Source organism: Hansschlegelia sp., assembly GCF_035538955.1.
Lineage (GTDB): Bacteria > Pseudomonadota > Alphaproteobacteria > Rhizobiales > Methylopilaceae > Methylopila.
The window spans coordinates 613,667-631,989 of sequence record NZ_DATLJK010000015.1 but is presented as its reverse complement, the minus strand read 5'-3'; the positions used below and the strand labels follow the sequence as shown (position 1 = coordinate 631,989).

Sequence of the window (18,323 nt, the reverse complement as noted above, 5' to 3'; positions counted from 1 at the left end):
GGCCTGCCCCGTTCAGAAGGTCCGGCCGGCGGCGGTCGCGAAGGCGTCGGCGGCCGGACCGAGCGTCAGCGCGGGGAGATAGGTGAGGCCGCCGACGATGAGGATCACGCCGACGAGCAAGCCGACGAACAGGCCGCCATGCGTAGGGAGGGCGCCGGCCGAGGGCGGCGTCCGGCGCTTGGCGGCAAGCGAGCCTGCGACCGCCAGCATCGGCACGATCAGGGCGAACCGGCCGATCATCATTCCCGCTGCGAGCAGGATGTTCCAGAACAGGCTGTTCGCGCTCAGGCCGGCGAACGCCGAGCCATTGTTTGCGGCCGCGGAGGTCGTGGCGTAGAGCATCTCGGAAAAGCCATGCGGACCGCTTTCCTGCAGGCCTGCAAGCCCGAGCGGGCTGACGGCCGCGACCGCGAGCCCGATCAGCGTGGCGGCCGGCGAGCAGAGCAGCGCCAGCATGGTGAGCTTCACCTCGCGCGCCTCGATCTTCTTGCCGACATAGTCGGGCGTGCGCCCGACCATCAATCCGGCCACGAACACCGCGACGATCGCGAAAAGCAGGACGCCGTAGAGTCCTGCGCCGACGCCGCCGACGATGACCTCGCCGAGCTGCATCTCGATCATCGGGATCATGCCGCCGATCGCGGAGAACGAGTCGTGCATCGCGATCACCGCGCCGCAGGAGGCGGCGGTGGTGATGGCGGCGAAGAGCGCGGAGAGCGCGATCCCGAAGCGGACCTCCTTGCCCTCCATGTTTCCGCCCGCGGGATCGACCCCGAGCGCCATGTGGATCGGGTTCGCGCCGGCCTCGGCCCAGTAGAGGACGGCGACGCAGGCGATGAACAGCGCGCCCATCGCGCCGAGGATCGCCCAGCCCTGCCGCTCGTCGCCGACCATGCGGCCGAACAGGTTCGTCAGCCCCGCGCCGATCGCGAAGATCGAAACCATCTGGATGAGGTTTGAGAGCGCGCCCGGGTTCTCGAAGGGATGCGCGGAGTTGGCGTTGAAGAAGCCGCCGCCGTTGGTGCCCAGCATCTTGATCGCAAGCTGGCTCGCAACCGGCCCCAGCGCGATGGTCTGGTCCGCGCCCTCAAGCGTTTTCGCGGTGACGTAGGATTGCAGCGTCTGCGGCACGCCGAGCGCGACATAGACGAGCGCCAGGACGATGCAGGCCGGCAGCAGCACGTAGAGGACCGAGCGCGTGAGATCGACCCAGAAATTCCCAATCCCCTTGGCCGATCTTCGCGCAAAGCCCCGCGCCAGCGCGACCGCGAGCGCCATGCCGGTCGCGGCCGAGAGGAAGTTCTGCACGGTCAGCGCCCACATCTGGGAGCCGTAGCTCATCGTGGATTCGCCGCCGTAGGACTGCCAGTTCGTATTCGTGACGAAAGAGACCGCGGTGTTGAGCGCGAGGTCCGGCGTGACGCCCGGAAAGCCTTGCGGGTTGAGCGGCAAAATCCCCTGAAGCCGCAGAAGCCCATAGAGCGCGAGAAAGCCGACGAGGTGGAAGGACAGCATCGCGAGCGCGTAAGGGGCCCAGCCCTGGTCGGCTTCGGACCTGACGCCTGCGAGCCGATAGAAGCCGCGCTCCACCGGCGCGAGCGCGGGATGCAGAAACGTCCCCTCGCCGCCATAGACGCGCGTCAGAAATCCACCGAGAGGGCGGGTGAGCACGAGCACGAGCGCACAGAACAGCGCGATCTGCATCCAGCCGTTGAATGTCATGTCGATGTCCGGAGAAGCGCGGAGCGGCTAGAACCGCTCGGGCCGCAACAGCGCGGCCAGGAACACGGCCGCCGCGGCGAAGGCCGCGCTTGCGCCGAGCGCGGCGTCCAGAAGTGGCAGGCCGAGGAGCGTCATCGCCGTCACAGCCGGTCGCAGGCGAGCGCATAGGCGCCGAGCGTGGCGAAGGCGGCGACGCCGGCCGCGAGCATCAGCATGTCCGTCATGGTCCCAAGCCCCTGCGCGGCGCCAATCGCCGCGGAGGGATCTAGGCGGAGAGCGCGTTGGGTTGGGAGGCGGCCGCCGCCCAGTCTGCGTAAGGAACGCGTTGGGACGGACCGAAATCGCGTTCGATCGTCCGGCCCGGCCACGACCGTCGAGGGCGGCGGATCAACGGCGAGAACATCCCGGGCGTGGCGGCGGAGAGCCCAGGCTATTGCGACCGCGGGCCCGAACGCCCGTTCGACATTATCTCAATCGGGCGGCGTCCCACACCTCCCGGAGCAGGCTGAGAAGCCCGCCGCCGGGCAAGCTGAAGCTTACCGCCTATGCCGCATTGGCGTTGGCGTCAGCTCGCGTCGCCTTGTACTCGGTCAGGCGCAAAATCTCCTCGGCATTGAACCGCGCCTTGTAAGACGTTCTCGCGCGCTCGCGCCGCCAATGGAAGCCCGGGTTAGGGATCTGCCAACTCTCCCCATATATGCACCTCAGCAGGCCCGCGACATTCTTCACGGCGAGAACATTTCTTCCTTCTAATTCTATCTCCTGATACCCATCGAAATCTTCCAGTCGAAACATGCAGCGCCCCGCAAATCCAAAGGCGGAATGCAGCACTCCCTTCTTATCGAAGAAGAGCCGGCCGATGTCGATCTGGGCTCCTGGAATTTCTGGATGCTTGACGTAAAAGCATGACTTCTTGACACGGATTATATAACCAGCATCCCACAGAGCATGTATTATCCTCTCCGCCTCAGCCTTGACTTCCGGAGGCGTCGTTTCTTTGGACAAATACCCAACGTCGAAGTCGTGGTCTCGCCCGATAAACTTGCCAGCTCGAGCAGCGCCCAACAGAGTTCCATAGATGACCATCAGGTCAGTATCTAACTCTTCTTTTAGGAAGTGACGAACTCTGTCGTAGAGCGCGAACACCGCGGCCTGCCACTCCTTATCGAGCTCCTTCGAGAGCTGCAGTCGGCCCTTCTGATTGAAGACGTATCCGGCTGCAATTTTACTAAATAGCTCGGAACTGGTGTGAGGCCCGCTCTTCCGCGGGCGCCTGTAAAAGCCATGACCTTCAATGAAGAGCGGATCCCCCTCGAAGGTAATCGACAGCCGGTCGGTTGATTTCGTGTAGTTCCAGAGACTCTTAAGACGGAGCCGGAACCGCCGGATAGAGTCAGACCCGTCTTGACCGATGACATCTGAGGTCTTGGCGGCCGCGACTGGCTGGCCGTTCAAACAAAGATCCAGGGAGCGAGCGTCGCCACCTTCGGGAACACGAAGCCACCCAGAGATGCTCGTCTCATCGAAGGTCTCGACCCGCCCGATTGGTTCTGATGCGGCCGGTGCGTCAGTCATAGCTTACGTACTCTGAGTCGATGACGAAAGTAGTTCAGAATATTTTGAGTGTGCTTCTGCTAGTAGGAAACCATGGTGTCTTCATCCTGAAATGTCAATTTGGCGTCGTTGCAGGCTCGCCGCCACAAGCTGCCGAGCTCATCAGGCGCGCGGGCGGCAAGGGGCGCCCGGCAGGACGAGCGGGCTAAGGGCGGCGCTGCGCGTCGAACATCGCCCGCCTGCTGCGAGACGGGGGAATGAACAGGCGGGTGTCACGTTTGCCTCCCCTGCCCGGCTGCCGATCTGGTTTGAAGGCTCGCGTCGCCGCGCCGGGAGATCATACGGGTCTGCGCTCCGAAACGTTGCGACTGGCCTGGCCCAGTTTCGGACGGAGGAACGAGCGCGTCGCTGTCGCAAATCGTCCCGACGCGCACCACGATCCAGACGCGGCGGCCCGAGCCCGCTTGGCGGGCGGATCCGGCGACCCCGACAGCCCAGTTCTCGCGCCGGCGGTGTCTCCTGCGCTACCAGCGGTCGCCGGCGTTGGCCGCGGCGGCGGGCGCGCGCTTTTGGCTTCTGGTGCGGAACAGCAGCCGCTGCTCCGCGAATTCGCGCTCTGCGCGCAGCTCAGCGAGTTCGCGCTCGAGCAGATCGAGCCGCTGATGCGAGGCGCTCGCGTCAGCTCCGGCGCGCTGCAGAAGAGCCCTGTGAAACATCAGTTCGAGCGCGCGCCGCTCGCAGTCCGACACCCGCAGGCGCGCCTCATCAAGCGCTTCGCTGAGCTCTCTGATCACGTCGTCCATGGCCGATCCTCCTGGACGGGCTCAGATGTCATCCTCGCCGCCGCTCAGGGCGTCTTCGGGTTGTCCTGCTCGGCCTGAGATCTGTTCAGAACGCCGCCTTCGGGCGCCGAGGTGATGCCGTGATTGGCGACATAGACCACCAGGACGCTGAACAGGGCGAGGACCATCACGGCCACCATCGCAATGACGCCGTATGGAGGCCTCGCCTTGCGGCGCGGCTGATCGGCTGAATCGGAACGGTGCAGGGAAGCCATGGCGCCTCATGGGCCGCGGATCGGGAGAACTGTTCCGGAAGCGGCCAAGGGGGCGGAAAGTTCCCGCCCCCGCGCCGCCGCGCGCTTGCCGGAGGCGCACTCGAGGGAGGTCGAGCGGCCCGGTTGACCCGGCCGCTCGACGACGCGTCAGCTTTGGAAGAAGGCCAGCAGGTCCGGGTTGATGATCTCGGGATGGGTCGTGCACATGCCGTGCGGCAGGCCCTGATAGGTCTTCAGCGTGCCGTTCTTCAGCAGCTTGACCGAGAGCGGCGCCGAGTCCGCGTAAGGGACGATCTGGTCGTCGTCGCCATGCATGACCAGCGTCGGAACCTCGATCGCCCGCAGGTCCTCGGTGAAGTCGGTCTCCGAAAACGCTTTTATGCAATCGTATTGCGGCTTGGCGCCGCCGATCATGCCCTGGCGCCACCAGTTGCCGATCACGCCTTCGCTCACTTTCGCGCCCGGACGGTTGTAGCCGTAGAACGGCCCTTCCGGCAGGTCGCGGTAGAACTGCGCGCGGTTGGCGGCGAGCGCGGCGCGCAGGCCGTCGAACACCTCGATCGGAAGGCCGCCGGGATTGGAATCCTTCTTGACCATCACCGGCGGCACCGCGCCGATCAGCACCGCCTTCGAGACCCGGCCGGGATCGGCCCTGGCGACGTAGCGGGCGACTTCGCCGCCGCCGGTCGAGTGGCCGACATGGATCGCGCCCTTGAGGTCAAGGGCCGCGGCGAGTTCCTTCACGTCGGCCGCATAGGTGTCCATCTCGTTGCCCGTCGCGGTCTGGCTCGACCGGCCGTGGCCGCGGCGATCATGCGCGATCACCCGGAAGCCCTTGTCGAGGAAGAACAGCATCTGGGCGTCCCAGTCGTCGGCGCTCAGCGGCCAGCCGTGATGGAACACGATGGCTTGCGCATCTTTCGGCCCCCAATCCTTGAAGAAGATCGTGGTCCCGTCCTTGGTGGTGATCGTGCTCATCGCGCGGGTCCTTGTCTGATCGGGAGGGTCTGGCCCTCTCTCATACTTTAGACGCGCCCGTCAGGCGTGGCTCGCCATAAAACGAGCCGGCTTCGCGAAGATGACGGCGGCCGGCCGAGAGCGAGCTCCCGCGCGGGCGCGCTCTCGCTTACGGCGATGAGTCTGGCTGAGGTCAGGCCGCAGCCCGGTCGGGACGGGGCGTGCGGCTGAGCAGCAGGGCCGCGATCAGATCGGTCTGCGTGACGATGCCGATCAGCTGGCTGTGACGGTCGACGACCGGCAGATGGTGGAGGCCGGCGGTCGTCATCAGCCGGACGAGGTCGGCGATCGGCGCGTCCGGCGTTGACGTCTTGGCCGGGGAGGTCATCACCTCCCGCACCACTGAATTGGGCGCCGTGCCGTTGAGGGCTCTGAGGTGGAGCCGCTGCGTCAGGCTCAGACGCGGGCCCTTGGGCCCCCAGGCAACCTTGTCGAGCAGGTCGGTCTGGGTGAGGATTCCGATCACCCGGGCGTTGCCATCCGTCACCGGCAACGCCTTGACGTGGTGCCGCCGCACGATGTCGAGCGCTTCCAGCAGCGGGGTCTCGGGCGAGACGCCGATGACGTCGCGCGTCATCACGTCGCCGCAGGTAAGCTCGCCGGAGCGCCGGCGCAGCGCCCGCACCTCGGCGCGCCGCAGGATCATTTCAAGGTCGCCGCGGTCGACGTCGAGCAATTCGTCATGCTCGGCGAGCGCGGCGTCAATGTCCTCCGAGCTGAAGCCGAGGCGCGCGCTCTGCGGCGGCTCGTTCTCGCGCGGGGCGGCCGAGATCGCGGGCGCGCGATGCGGATAGGCGCGGCCGGTCAGGTTGTTGTAGGCGACCGCCGAGGCGAGCAGCAGGACGGAGTTCGCCAGCACCGGCCAGAACACGAATTCATAGCCGAGCTGACTGATCGCAGGGCCGCCGACCACTGCGGTGAGCGCCACGGCGCCGCTCGGCGGATGCACGCAGCGCAGCGCCAGCATGGCGGCGATCGCGCCGCTGACGCCGACCGCCGCGGCAAGAAAAACATCGGGCACGAATTTCGCCGCCGTGACGCCGATGATCGCCGCCACGAGATTGCCGCCGATCAGCGACCAGGGCTGCGCCAGCGGGCTCGACGGCACGGCGAACAGCAGCACGGCCGACGCGCCCATCGGGGCGATCAGCAACGGCAGATGCGCGGCCTCGCCGCCAACCAGCGCGGCGCTGGCGAACCCCGTGATCGCGACCCCGAGCAGCGCGCCGAACGTGGCGCGCAGCCGTTCCGTCCGGCTGACGGGCGCGAGCGATGGCGCGAGGCGGCGCATGAGTTCTGCGAGCGTGGGCATCGCTTCTCCTGTCGTGCGGCGATCTAGGTTCCGGCGCCCGCGCCGGCGAGGCCACGCGGCGGGCAGACACAGACGAGCGGAGCCCGGCGGCCGGGCCCCGCTCGTCATTCTGCAGGGAAGGTCAGGCGGCGAGGAGCTCGTCGGCGGGGCCGAAGAACTCGTAGTGAATCCGCGACGGCGGCACGCCGCGGCTGACGAGCCCGTTCACGAAGGCGCGCAGGAAGGCGCGCGGCCCGCACAGGAAGTAGTCGGCGTCGCGCAGCGGCGTGTGCTGCGCGAGCCATTCGGGCGTGACCAGCCCCGCCTCGTCATAGGTCTCACCCTGCACGTCCTGCGCGCGCGGCTTCTCATAGAAGAAGGTCGTGCGGATGCGGCCGCCGGAGGCCTTGGCGAGCGCCCGCACTTCCTCGCCGAGCGCGTGGGTCGCGCCCGACAGCGCGCCGTGCACGAAGTGGACGGCCTCGCCGGCGCTCTGCCGGGCGAGCGCGCTCAACATGCTGACCATCGGGGTCAGCCCGACGCCGCCGCTCACCAGCACGACCGGCCGCTCCGTGGTCTCCGGCAGCACGAACTCGCCGGCGGGGGCTGCGGCCTTCAGCCGGTCACCCGGTTGGGCCTGGTCGTGCAGCCAGTTGGAAGCGGCGCCCTGCGGCTCGCGCTTCACGGAGATGCGGTATCCATTGTCGCCCGGCGCCGACGAGATGGTGTAGTTGCGCTTCAGCGGGGCCCCGCCCGGAATCTCGAGCCACAGCGTCAGATACTGACCGGGCCGATGCGGCAGCGTCGCGCGCCCGTCGGCGGGCTTCAGCACGAAGGATGTGATGACGTCGCTCTCGCGCCGCTTCTCGGCGACGACGAAGTCGCGCCAGCCGACCCAGCCGCCCGGGGCGGCGGCGTGCTCGGAATAGATCTGCGATTCACGGCCGATCAGGATGTCGGCGAGGAACCAGTAGGCCTCGCCCCAGGCCGTCAGGATCTCAGGCGTCGCGGCCTCACCGAGCACGTCCTTGATGGCCGCGAGCAGGGCTTCGGCGACATGCGGATAGTGCTCGGGCAGGATGTTCAGCCCGACATGCTTCTGGGCGATGCGCTCCACCGCGCCTGCGAGCGCGCCGAGATTGTCGATGTTCTGCGCGTAGGCCAGCACCGCGGTCGCGAGCGCCTGCGGCTGGGAGCCGGTCTCGCCATGATGCGACTGGTTGAAGAGGTCCCGGATCTCCGCGTTCTGGAACATCCGCTCATACATGCGGCGGGTGATCGCGAGCCCGTGGGCCTGCAGGGCGGGGACCGTCGCTTTGACCAGGCTGACCGTCGACTCGCTGAGTTCTCTTGGCATAAGGCCCCCATAAGATGTGCTTGCGGCACACCTTCTAGAGCCTTGGACAAAAGGTGTAAAGCGAATATATCTTCTAAATGCGTCTGACCCTGCACACCGACTACGCCCTGCGCGCGCTGATCTATCTCGGCCTGCGCCCGGACCGCCGCGTCTCGATCCACGAGATCGCGGAGGCGCACCGCATCTCCGAGAACCACCTCGTCAAGGTGATCCACAATCTCGGCCGCGGCGGCTTCGTGCAGACCGCGCGGGGCAAGGGTGGCGGCTTGAGACTGGCGCGCGCCCCCGAGGAGATCCGCGTCGGCGACGTCGTTCGCTTCACCGAGGAGGATCTGGCGCTGGTCGCCTGCTTCCAGGCGGAGGGGCCGGGTTGCGCGCTGATCAATGTCTGCCGGCTTCAGAGCCTTTTGGGCGAGGCGCTCGGCGCCTTCATGGCCGTGCTCGACGGCAAGACGCTCGCCGACCTGATGGGCGGCGCGAACCGGCCTGCCATGACGGCGCGCCTCGGCATTCCTGATGCCGCAGACGCCTCGGCGGCTGGGAGCCTCGCGCCGATGCGCTGATCCGAGCCGGGCGCGCACCGGACCGGGACTTCGACGAATTAAGGCGTCAGCGCCGGCGCGCGGCGGCGATCGCCGCGCCGAGGCCGGCGAACAGCAGGGCGCCGGCGGCCACCACGCCGACGCGGACCATGTTGGCCGGCAGCAGCGGCGCCCCGGCGGTCGCCTCCGCCGAGAACGATCCCTCAACGCGATGGCGGCCCGGCACCGGCGCTTCGAGATTGTCCCGGCGGTCCGGCAGAATCGGCGTCTTGTCCTGCTGCCCCTCGACAGCCTTGGCCAAATAGCGATCCAGGAAGCCCGGCAGCACCGCGTTGCCCAGCACGGTGAGCGCCGTCGTCCAGCCGATCCAGTAGTCGGAGCGGCCGCCATGCGCGGCCTGGAAAATCGCCTCGGCGACGAGTTCGGGCTGGGCGGGCGTTCCCATCGGCCGCGGCGCCCGGGCGAGATGCGCCCGCGCCCAGCCGAACTGGGGCGTGTTGACGGCGGGAAGGTCCACCATGACGATCCGCACGGCCGAGCCGTCATGGATCAGCTCGGAGCGGACCGACTCGGTGAAGCCGCGGATGGCGTGCTTCGCGCCGCAATAGGCGGACTGCAGCGGGATTCCCCGATAGGCCAGCGCGGAGCCGATCTGGATGATCGTTCCGCGGTCCCGCACCCGCATGCGCCGGAGCGCCGCCATCGTGCCGTGCACGAAGCCCAGATAGGTGACTTCGGTGACGCGGCGGAACTCCTCGGGCGACATCTCGCCGAAGCGGGAGAACACCGTCTCCATGGCGTCGTTGACCCAGATGCGGATCGGCCCGAGCTCCGCTTCGATCCGCTCGGCGGCGGCAAACATCGCCTCAGGGTCGGCGACGTCGGCTGCGATCGGCAGCGCTTGGCTCCCGCGCCGCGTCACCTCCGCGCGCACGTCCTCGAGCGCCGCCGCCTCGCGGGCGATCAGCCCAAGCCGGAAGCCGGCCGCCGCGAACCTCATCGCGACCGCCCGGCCGACGCCCGCGCTCGCGCCTGTGACCACGACGACCGGCGCGTCTTTTCGATCCATCATCCCGCCATCCCTCTCGAAGACTGGGAACGGCGCGGCGGTCACTCGGTTCCGGCGTCTCGCCAGCCTTCGAGGCCGGCGCCCTCGAGCAGCGGGCGGGCCGCCGCGAGCTCCGCGCCCATGAAATCCATGAACGCCCGGACCCGTGGCGACTGTCGCAGGTCGGGATGGGTCAGGATCCAGAGGTCGGCGGAGAACGCCGGGTCGGGCGGCGCGAGGCGGATCAGTCCCGGCCGCGTCTCGGCGATGAAGCACGGGATGTGGCCGACCCCGAGGCCCGCCTCGACCGCCTCGGCGAGGCCGAGCACGGTGTTGGCGCGGTAGCGCAGATTGGCCTCCGGGATGTTGTCTCGCGCGAACCTGACGACCTTCAGCCCCGTCAGCTCCTCGCCGAGCGACACCCAGGACCGCGTCTTGAGCTCGCCGAGGCTCGGCAGGGCGGCGGGATCGGGGAAGTCGATCGCCCGGCCGTAAAGCGCCCAGGCGATGCGCGCGACGCGGCGGCCGACGAGGTTTTCCGGCGGGCTGTCGGTCGCCCGGATCGCGACGTCGGCATCCCGCTTGGAGAGGTTGAGGGCCGGATTGCCGATCACGACGTCGAGCCGGATGTCGGGGCAGGCCTGCTGGAATCGCGCGAACAGCGGGGTGAGCAGGTGGACCAGCAGCGTGTCGTTGGTCGCGACCCTGAGGTCGCCGGCCGGCGAGATCGCGCGCCCCTCGACGCGCCGCGAGAAGGCCGCGATCCGCTCCTCGACCTCGGCGGCGAGCTGGGTCATCTCCTCGCCCGCCGGCGTCAGCCCGTAGCCGTTGCGCCTCCGCTCGAACAGCGTCACGCCAAGCGTCGCCTCGATCTGGCCGAGCCGCCGGAACACGGTGGAGTGGTTGAGGCCGAGCGCCGCCGCCGCGCCCGGCATGCCCCGCGCCTCGGCAATCGCCTTGACGAGCCGAAGGTCGTCCCAAGAGAGGGACCGAAACAGGTCCGCCATTCGAATTCCCCGAGAGCTTCCACGCATCATTTTGCACGAAAGCATCATCATTATCGTCTTGCAATCGCGAGCTTGCGCAGGATCAAGCACACGTCCTCGCGGAAATGCCCTCGCAGGGCCACTTTGCATCCCAACGGCGCAAGGGCGTCACGAGATTGGAGCGCTGCAATGGCTCACAACGGCATCCACCACGTTACCGCGATCGCGGGCTCGGCCCGCCGCAACGTCGACTTCTACACCCGCGTGATGGGCATGCGGATGGTCAAGAAGACGGTCAATTTCGACGATCCGACCACGTACCACTTCTATTACGGCGACCAGCAGGGCTCGCCCGGCTCGATCCTGACCTTCTTCCCGTGGGCGCATGTCGCGCCGGGCAGGCTCGGCGTCGGCGAGACGCAGGAGACGGCGCTGCGCGTGCCGGAAGGCGCGATCGGCTACTGGACGCACCGCTTCGTCGCCGAGGGCGTGCGCCACGAGGCGCCGGAAACCCGCTTCGGGGAGACCGTGCTGCCGTTCCGTGATCCGGACGGCATGCGGCTTGCGCTTGTGGCCGTTCGGGGAGCGGAGGCGGAGCCGGCCTGGAGCGGCGGCGACGTGCCCGCGGAGCATGCCATACGCGGCTTTCACGGCGTCAGCCTGCTGCTCGAGGACATCGCGCCGACCGCGGCCATCCTCACCGACGTGTTCGGCTACGCGCAGGAGCGGACCGAAGGCGCCACGACCAGGTTGCGGGCCGGCGACGGCGTCGGGGACGTGATCGACCTCAGAGCTGCGCCGGGCTTCCTGCCGGGCAGGCCGGGCGCAGGCGCGGTGCACCACATCGCGTTCCGGGCGGCCGACGACGCCGAGCAGGCGGCGCTGGTCGAGAAACTCGCGCGCGATCACGGCGTCCGCACGACGGAGCAGAAGGACCGCGACTATTTCCGGTCCGTCTACTTCCGCGAGCCGGGCGGCGTGCTGTTCGAGATCGCGACCGACGCGCCCGGCTTTGCGGTCGACGAGCCGGCGGACCGGCTCGGCCAGGAGCTCAAGCTGCCGAAGTTTCTCGAGCCGCACCGCGCGCGGATCGAGGCGGCGCTGCCGGCGCTTGGCCAAACGGAACCCGTCGGCTGAACCAATCAGCTGGCTAAACCGTACGGCGGACGGAACTCAGCGTCCGCCGACCTTTTTTTCGCTCTTCTCAAACCTGGCCGCAGTCGCGGCCGGAGGTTCGCCATGACGGTCGCAGAGACCTTCCGTCACCTGCATCGCTTCGTTCCCGGGACGGACGCTTCCCGTCCGCCGCTGCTCCTGTTGCACGGCACGGGCGGCGACGAGAACGACCTGCTGCCGCTCGGGCGCGCGCTCGCGCCCGGCTCGGCGCTGCTTGCGCCGCGCGGCAACGTTCTCGAGGGCGGCGCGCCGCGCTTCTTCCGGCGGCTGCGCGAGGGCGTGTTCGACGAGGACGATCTCCGCCGGCGCGCCCACGAGCTGGCGGACTTCGTCGCCGTGGCGCGCGACGCCTATGGGATCGGCAAGCCGGTTGCGCTCGGCTTCTCGAATGGGGCGAACATCGCCGCCGCCGTGCTGCTCCTGCGCCCGGAGGCGCTCGCCGGCGCGGCGCTGCTGCGCCCGATGAGCCCGTTCGCGGCGCCGCCGCCCGCCGCCCTGACTGGGACGCCGGTCCTGATGCTGTCGGGGTCGCTCGATCCGATCGTGGCGGCCGACGACGTCGGGCGTCTCGCGCAGACGCTGCGCGCAGCCGGAGCAAGCGTGGATCACCGCGCGCTGCCGGCCAGCCATGGGCTGACGCAGGGCGATCTCGGGGCGATGACCGAGTGGCTGGCGCAGCTCTGAGGCTTCCTCAGACGCAGAGGTGAGCCTGTGCCGTCCCGCGGACCTCCGTCCAGGGCCATGTAACGGATGCGCGGGACGGCGCGTATTCCTTGGAGTATAATCTACCTACGGGGCTGCCGTAACAGAGGCGACGCCAGATCGCCGCCGGAGGAAGACATGACCAGACATTTCGTGCCCTTCGCTGCGGCGCTCCTTGCGGGCGCGCTGGCGGCGACTCCCGTGCTCGCCGAAGACGACGCGGCGGCGCGCGACCAGCGTTGGACCGAGCTGCGCCAGGACGTGTTCGGCGACCGCGCCGTCGAGCAGTCCAAGGACGTCGTCGCGCTCGACGCGCCGGTCCGCGCGGAGGACGCCGCGCTGGTGCCGATGGCGATCAAGACGGCCGATCCGGCCTGGATCAAAGGCCTGACGCTGATCATCGACGAGAATCCGGGGCCGGTCGCGGCCCGGGTGACGTTCGGCCCTGCCGGCGACGCCGGTCTGCTGAAGCTCCGCACGCGGGTCAACACCTACACCAACGTGCACGCGGTTGCGGAGACGACCGACGGAAAGCTGTTCGACACCGTCCGGTTCGTGAAGGCGAGCGGCGGTTGTTCGGCGCCCGCCGGTTCGAGCGAGGAAGAGGCCATGAAGGGCATGGGCGAGATGCGCCTCAAGGTCCGGGACGAGATCACGCCCGGCAAGAGCGCGCAGGCGACCCTGATGATCCGCCATCCCAACTTCAACGGCATGCAGATGGACCAGATCACCCGCGCCTACACGCCGGCGCGCTACATCAAGGAGATCAAGGTCACCTACAACGACAAGGACGTCTTCTCGCTGGTGAGCGACATCTCGCTCTCGACCGACCCGGTGATCGAGTTCGGCTTCAAGCCGGAGGCCAAGGGCCAGATCAAGGTGGCGGCGACCGACACCGAAGGCGGCCACTGGGAAAAGACCTTCGACGTTCCGACACAGAGCAACTGATGTTCCGCCTGATGCGCGCCGCCCGCCTCGCGGCGGGCGCGCTGGTGATCGCCACGGCGGCGGCGCACGCCGCCGGCGGTCCCGGCTCGGCGTCCGAACCTGACGGCCTCTGGACAGGGCCGATGCAGAGCTACACCCCGTCGACCCTCAAGGGCGCCGAGGTGGTGGACGCCGACGGCGTGGCGGCGCTGGCCGCGAAGGGCGACGCGGTGCTGATCGACGTCGCGCCGGCCGACCGCAAGCCGCCGACCCTGCCCGAAGGCGCGCTCTGGGCGCCGCAGCACCGCTCGATTCCCGGCTCGGCGTGGTTCCCCGGCGCGGGCCCCGGCGATCTGTCGCCCGCTCAGGAGGCCGCCCTCAAGGCGCGCGTGCTGGAGCTTGCCGGAGGTCGGCTCGACCGGCCGATGGTGACGTTCTGCCATCCCGACTGCTGGGGCAGCTGGAACATGGGCAAGCGGCTGCTCGGCTGGGGCTTCCGGAACGTCTTCTGGTTCCCGCAGGGCCGGGAAGGCTGGCAGGAGTCGGACCGGCCGACCGCCGTGGTCAAGCAGGACTCCGTATGGGCCGCGGCGGCCAAAGCCGAAGCCGGGCCGGCCGCGCCTCAGTAAGGCGGCTCAAGGAGCGACCCCAAAGATGCTGTCCCGCCGCGTGATGCTTCTGGGCGGCCTCTGCGCCGTCGCATGGTCGGCCGCCGCGCAAGCCGCGCCGATGGCGCCGTTCTCCGCCGACGCGTTCGACGCCGCCGTGAAGCAGGGCGGACCGGTGCTGGTCCACATCCATGCGGCCTGGTGCCCAATCTGCCGGGCGCAGAAGCCGATCCTCGAAAAGCTCCTGGCCGAGCCGCGCTTCGGCGCGATGCGTGCGTTCGAGATCGATTTCGACGGCGACCAGCCGAGCGTGCGGAAGGTCGAAGCCCGCGTGCAGAGCACGTTGATCGTCTACAAGGGCGGCCGCGAGGTCGGCCGCTCGGTCGGCGAGCGGCAGCCGGAGTGGATCGAGGATCTGCTCGAGAAGGCGCTCTGACGGGCCATGCTCTGGACGCTGGCTCTCGCCTTCGCGGCGGGCGTGCTGTCGGTGCTGTCGCCCTGCGTCCTGCCGCTGCTGCCGATCGTGTTTGGGGCCGCGGCGTCCCAGCACAGGCTCGCGCCTCTGGCGCTCGCAGCGGGGCTTGCGCTCTCCTTCGTGGCGATCGGGCTGTTCGTGGCCACCATCGGCTTCGCCGCGGGTCTCGACGCGTCCGTGTTCAGGACCGTCGGCGCGGCGCTGCTGATCGCGCTCGGGATCGTGCTGCTGTTTCCGGCGGCCGAAAAGGCGTTTGCGCGGGCTGCGGCGCCGGCGGCCGGATGGGCGGGCGCGCGGCTCGACCGCATGTCGCGCGCGGGCGTCGCGGCGCAGTTCGGGGTCGGGCTGCTTCTCGGCGCCGTCTGGAGCCCCTGCGTCGGCCCGACGCTCGGCGCGACCTCCCTACTCGCCGCGCGCGGCGAGCGCCTCGGCGAGGTGGCGCTCACCATGACGGCGTTCGGCCTCGGCGCCGCGGCGCCGCTGCTGCTGATCGGGCTCCTGTCCCGAGAGGCGCTGCTGCGCTGGCGCGGCCGTCTCGCCGCCGCCGGCCGCGGGGCGAGGGCCGTTCTGGGCGCGCTGCTGGTGCTGCTCGGCGCGGGCGTGCTGAGCGGCTACGACAAGAACCTCGAAGCCGCCCTGCTGGACCGCTCGCCGGACTGGCTGACGGACCTCACCACGCGGATCTAGCGGCGCCGATCAGTAGCGCTTGTAGCCGAGGAACTTGCCCGACATGGCGAGCTTCACGCGGTCGCCCTTCTGGTCGGGCTGGCGCTCGAGCGTCATGTCGAAGTCGATCGCCGACATGATGCCGTCGCCGAACTCTTCCTGGATAAGCTCCTTCCAGGTCGTCCCGTAGACCATCACCAGCTCGTAGAAACGGTAGATCAGCGGATCGGTCGGCGGAATCTCGCCGAGCGACCCGCGATACGGGATCTCGGTCAGCAGGATCTCGGCCTCTTTCGGCAGATCGAGCATCTCGGCCGCCCTGGCGGCCTCGCCGGGCTCCAGCCGCATCTGGCCGAGCAGCGCGGCCGTCACCACGACTGGCGAGGTCGAGACCGACACCCGCTCGTGGATCTGCTTCCAGGTGAGGCCCTTCAGGCGCTTGGCGCTGAGCACCATTTCGGTGACTTCTTCGCGGGTCATCTTCGGCGTCTCCATCGGCTTGCGCGCCGCGCCGAAGGCTTCCGTCAGCGGAGGAAGGCGCGGGCCGTCGGTTCGTGCAGAACCCGTGCCACGACTTCTGGGGTCGCCGCCGCAACGCCGGCGCAGGCCGCGAACCGGCCCCTGCGGCGGCTCGGCGCACTACGACCTAGGCGGCATTGCAGAGCTTTTTGACGCTCTCTACGCTCGTGGCTCATCCGCAAATCCAAGACGATCCACGATCTTGGCATGCCATGACTGGGGCAGCCGGAGCTTAGGCCGCCGGAGGAACGCGAAGCCGCATGAAGAAGAACAAGGTCACCACCTCCGCGGAGGCCATGGCGCTGATCCGGGACGGCGACGTCGTCACCACGACGGGTTTCGTCCAGAGTTGCATCCCCGAGGCCCTGCACGCCGCGCTCGAGAAGCGCTACGTCGAGACCGGCGCGCCGCGCGACCTGACGCTGATCATGACGGCGGGCGCCGGCGACAGCAAAGGCCTGGGCACCGGACGGCTGCACCATGAGGGCTTGCTGAGCCGGGTCATCGCCGCCAATTTCGGCCGCATGCCAAAAGTCGCGCAGGCCGCCAAGGAGAACCGCATCCGTGGCTACAACCTGCCGCAGGGCGTGATCTCGCAGCTCTACCGCGCCTGCGCGGCCGGGCAGCCCGGCCTGTTCTCGAAAGTGGGGCTACACACCTACGTCGACCCGCGCCATGGCGGCGGCAAGGTGAACACGCTGACGGACGAGGAGATCGTCAAGGTCGTCGACGTCGATGGCGAGGAGTGGCTGTTCTACAAGGCCACCAAGATCGACGTCGCCTTCATCCGCGGCACCAGCGCCGATCCTTCGGGCAACATCTCGATGGAGAAGGAGGCGCTGACGCTCGACTGCCTCGCCCAGGCGATGGCGGCCCACAACAATGGCGGCATCGTCATCGCGCAGGTCGAACGTATCGTCGACGACGGCTTCCTGCTGCCGAAGGACGTTCGGATTCCGGGCATCCTGGTCGACTGCGTGGTGGTCGCTGACGCCGAACACCACCGCATGAACTACGGCGTCCAGCACGACCCTGCGCTCGCGGGCCAGATCCGGGTGCCCGTGACCGGCATCGCCCGCATGAAGCTCGACGCCCGCAAGATCATCGCGCGCCGCGCCGCCTTCGAGCTGCCGCCGAACGGCGTGGTCAATCTCGGCGTCGGCGCGCCGGAGGGCATCTCCTCGGTCGCCAATGAGGAGAAGGTGACGCCCTACATCACGCTGACCACCGAGGCCGGCGCGGTTGGCGGGGTGCTGGCCTCGGGCTCGAGCTTCGGCGCGGCGACCAACGCCGACTGCATCATCGACCAGAACCAGATGTTCGACTTCTACGACGGCGGCGGCCTCGACATGACCTGCCTCGGCATGGCCGAGTGCGACCAGGAGGGCAACGTCAACACCTCGAGCTTCGGCGGCAAGCTCAACGGCTGCGGCGGCTTCATCAACATCAGCCAGAACGCCCGCAGCGTGGTGTTCGCCGGCACCTTCACGGCCGGCGGCCTCGAGGTCGAGATCGACAATGGCGAGCTGAAGATCCTCAAGGAGGGCCGCTCGCGGAAGTTCCTGAAGCTCGTCGAGCAGAACACCTTCAGCGGCCCCTACGCCAAGGAGCGCGGCCAGCCGGTGATCTACGTCACGGAACGCTGCGTCTTCCAGCTCACCAAGGAGGGGCTGGAGCTGATCGAGGTCGCGCCGGGCGTCGACATCGAGCGGGACATTCTCCCGCACATGGACTTCCGGCCGATCATCAACCGGCCGATCCTGATGGACCGCCGGATCTTCCTCGACGAGCCGATGGACCTGATCTCCGACCTGCTCAACCTCAAGCTCTGCGAGCGGGTGAGCTACGACGCCGACCGCAACATCCTGTTCCTCAATCTCGAGGGCTGGCAGGTCCGGCAGAAGAGCGACATCGACGATCTCCGCCGCGTGCTGGTCGAGGCCTGCGAGAAGGCTGGCAGGCGCGTCAACTCCGTCGTCAACCATGATGGCTTCCGCATCAGCGAAGCCTTCTACGACGACTATGCGGAGATGATCGAATATCTGATGGAGCACCATTACGCGACGACCACGCGCTACACGACCAACGCCTTCCTGCGGCTGAAGATGCAGGAGGCGCTGAAGAAGCGCGGGCTCGCGCCGCATGTGTTCGAGCGTCAGGAGGACGCGCACGCCTTCCTGGAGCGGCACGACATGTTCAACGCCGCGATGGGCGAGGTCGAAGAGGACAACGAGGCGGCGGCGGCGGCCTGAGGCCGCCGCTCGCGCGAGGTCTCAGTCCGGCAGCGTCTGTTTGCTTCGTCCAGCCATCTTCAAGGATGAGCCGGTCTCCCTCGTAAAGCCAATAGCAGACCTCCATGCCGTCGAAGAGGTGATCGTCGATAAGCGCCTTCACCTCGACGACGCCCTGGAAGGTGTCCTGAACGACCTCTCCGGCAGCGTTGAGATATGAGGTCTCGCGCGCACGCCCGATGTCCGTTCCCTTGACGCGAGCCTCATCCTCGTTTTCCGCAAACACCAGGTGGATGGCGAGTTCTCGCGTCGGCTGCGGCGCATCTTCGGCATGCACTGTCAGCAGGAATGTCAACGACACAGCAAACAAAGCCACCGTACGGTTCCGGCCCGTGTGACAGTCTTCAAGCGAGATGCGTGGCCGTGAAGAGGCTGGACGCACTCC

19 protein-coding genes are annotated in these 18,323 nt (G+C 68.3%); 8 read left to right on the top strand and 11 right to left on the bottom strand.

Features of this window, described 5'->3' with window-relative positions; translation table 11 throughout:
- Positions 1 to 12 precede the first annotated feature (12 nt).
- The 7 genes from kdpA to hmpA all read right to left on the bottom strand — a co-directional run bounded on the left by kdpA (position 13) and on the right by hmpA (position 7,998).
- Positions 13 to 1,722, bottom strand: a complete 1,710-nt coding sequence (kdpA, locus tag VM780_RS15040) for a potassium-transporting ATPase subunit KdpA (RefSeq protein WP_325448721.1) — start codon at positions 1,720 to 1,722, stop codon at positions 13 to 15.
- Between the two features lie 543 nt (positions 1,723 to 2,265).
- On the bottom strand, positions 2,266 to 3,297 hold the full coding sequence (locus VM780_RS15035) for a hypothetical protein (protein WP_325448719.1): 1,032 nt from the start codon (positions 3,295 to 3,297) through the stop codon (positions 2,266 to 2,268).
- Between the two features lie 503 nt (positions 3,298 to 3,800).
- A complete protein-coding gene (locus tag VM780_RS15030) occupies positions 3,801 to 4,079 on the bottom strand; it encodes a hypothetical protein (protein WP_325448717.1) in 279 nt (92 codons plus the stop codon).
- A 44-nt stretch (positions 4,080 to 4,123) separates the two neighbouring features.
- Positions 4,124 to 4,333, bottom strand: a complete 210-nt coding sequence (locus VM780_RS15025; RefSeq protein WP_325448715.1) for a hypothetical protein — start codon at positions 4,331 to 4,333, stop codon at positions 4,124 to 4,126.
- Positions 4,334 to 4,480: 147 nt separating this feature from the next.
- A complete protein-coding gene (locus VM780_RS15020) occupies positions 4,481 to 5,311 on the bottom strand; it encodes an alpha/beta hydrolase (RefSeq protein WP_325448713.1) in 831 nt (276 codons plus the stop codon).
- A 172-nt stretch (positions 5,312 to 5,483) separates the two neighbouring features.
- Entirely contained in the window at positions 5,484 to 6,662 is a 1,179-nt protein-coding gene (locus VM780_RS15015) for an HPP family protein (RefSeq protein ID WP_325448711.1), read from the bottom strand.
- A 121-nt stretch (positions 6,663 to 6,783) separates the two neighbouring features.
- On the bottom strand, positions 6,784 to 7,998 hold the full coding sequence (hmpA, locus tag VM780_RS15010) for an NO-inducible flavohemoprotein (protein WP_325448709.1): 1,215 nt from the start codon (positions 7,996 to 7,998) through the stop codon (positions 6,784 to 6,786).
- Positions 7,999 to 8,075: 77 nt separating this feature from the next.
- Between hmpA and VM780_RS15005 the strand changes: the two genes are divergently transcribed.
- Entirely contained in the window at positions 8,076 to 8,561 is a 486-nt protein-coding gene (locus VM780_RS15005; protein WP_325448707.1) for an Rrf2 family transcriptional regulator, read from the top strand.
- Between the two features lie 46 nt (positions 8,562 to 8,607).
- Here VM780_RS15005 and VM780_RS15000 read toward each other — a convergent pair whose 3' ends face one another.
- A complete protein-coding gene (locus tag VM780_RS15000; RefSeq protein WP_325448820.1) occupies positions 8,608 to 9,609 on the bottom strand; it encodes an SDR family oxidoreductase in 1,002 nt (333 codons plus the stop codon).
- A gap of 41 nt (positions 9,610 to 9,650) precedes the next feature.
- Entirely contained in the window at positions 9,651 to 10,595 is a 945-nt protein-coding gene (locus tag VM780_RS14995) for a LysR family transcriptional regulator (RefSeq protein ID WP_325448705.1), read from the bottom strand.
- Between the two features lie 168 nt (positions 10,596 to 10,763).
- Between VM780_RS14995 and VM780_RS14990 the strand changes: the two genes are divergently transcribed.
- From VM780_RS14990 to VM780_RS14965, 6 genes are all read left to right on the top strand, one after another.
- Positions 10,764 to 11,711, top strand: a complete 948-nt coding sequence (locus VM780_RS14990; protein WP_325448703.1) for a ring-cleaving dioxygenase — start codon at positions 10,764 to 10,766, stop codon at positions 11,709 to 11,711.
- A 102-nt stretch (positions 11,712 to 11,813) separates the two neighbouring features.
- Entirely contained in the window at positions 11,814 to 12,434 is a 621-nt protein-coding gene (locus tag VM780_RS14985) for an alpha/beta hydrolase (RefSeq protein ID WP_325448702.1), read from the top strand.
- 156 nt (positions 12,435 to 12,590) lie between these two features.
- Positions 12,591 to 13,400, top strand: coding sequence for a quinoprotein dehydrogenase-associated SoxYZ-like carrier (locus VM780_RS14980; RefSeq protein ID WP_325448700.1), 810 nt, complete (start codon positions 12,591 to 12,593; stop codon positions 13,398 to 13,400).
- Complete coding sequence (locus VM780_RS14975; RefSeq protein ID WP_325448698.1) at positions 13,400 to 14,008, top strand: rhodanese-like domain-containing protein; 609 nt, start codon at positions 13,400 to 13,402, stop codon at positions 14,006 to 14,008. Before VM780_RS14980 ends, VM780_RS14975 begins: the two co-directional genes overlap by 1 nt.
- Positions 14,009 to 14,033: 25 nt before the next feature.
- Positions 14,034 to 14,423: a thioredoxin family protein gene (locus VM780_RS14970; RefSeq protein WP_325448696.1), complete on the top strand. Its 390-nt coding sequence runs from the start codon at positions 14,034 to 14,036 to the stop codon at positions 14,421 to 14,423.
- Positions 14,424 to 14,429: 6 nt separating this feature from the next.
- Positions 14,430 to 15,149, top strand: coding sequence for a cytochrome c biogenesis CcdA family protein (locus VM780_RS14965; RefSeq protein WP_325448694.1), 720 nt, complete (start codon positions 14,430 to 14,432; stop codon positions 15,147 to 15,149).
- 9 nt (positions 15,150 to 15,158) lie between these two features.
- On the opposite strand, the gene cynS is transcribed toward VM780_RS14965, so the two are convergent.
- Complete coding sequence (gene cynS / locus VM780_RS14960) at positions 15,159 to 15,608, bottom strand: cyanase (RefSeq protein WP_325448692.1); 450 nt, start codon at positions 15,606 to 15,608, stop codon at positions 15,159 to 15,161.
- 299 nt (positions 15,609 to 15,907) lie between these two features.
- On the opposite strand from cynS, the gene VM780_RS14955 reads away from it, so the two are divergent.
- A complete protein-coding gene (locus VM780_RS14955; RefSeq protein WP_325448690.1) occupies positions 15,908 to 17,899 on the top strand; it encodes an acyl CoA:acetate/3-ketoacid CoA transferase in 1,992 nt (663 codons plus the stop codon).
- Here the strand turns inward: VM780_RS14955 and VM780_RS14950 are convergent.
- The gene (locus VM780_RS14950; protein WP_325448688.1) at positions 17,844 to 18,254 is read right to left on the bottom strand and encodes a DUF4288 domain-containing protein; all 411 of its coding nucleotides are present in this window, start codon (positions 18,252 to 18,254) and stop codon (positions 17,844 to 17,846) included. The two genes, VM780_RS14955 and VM780_RS14950, sit on opposite strands and share 56 nt — an antisense overlap.
- Positions 18,255 to 18,323: the final 69 nt, after the last annotated feature.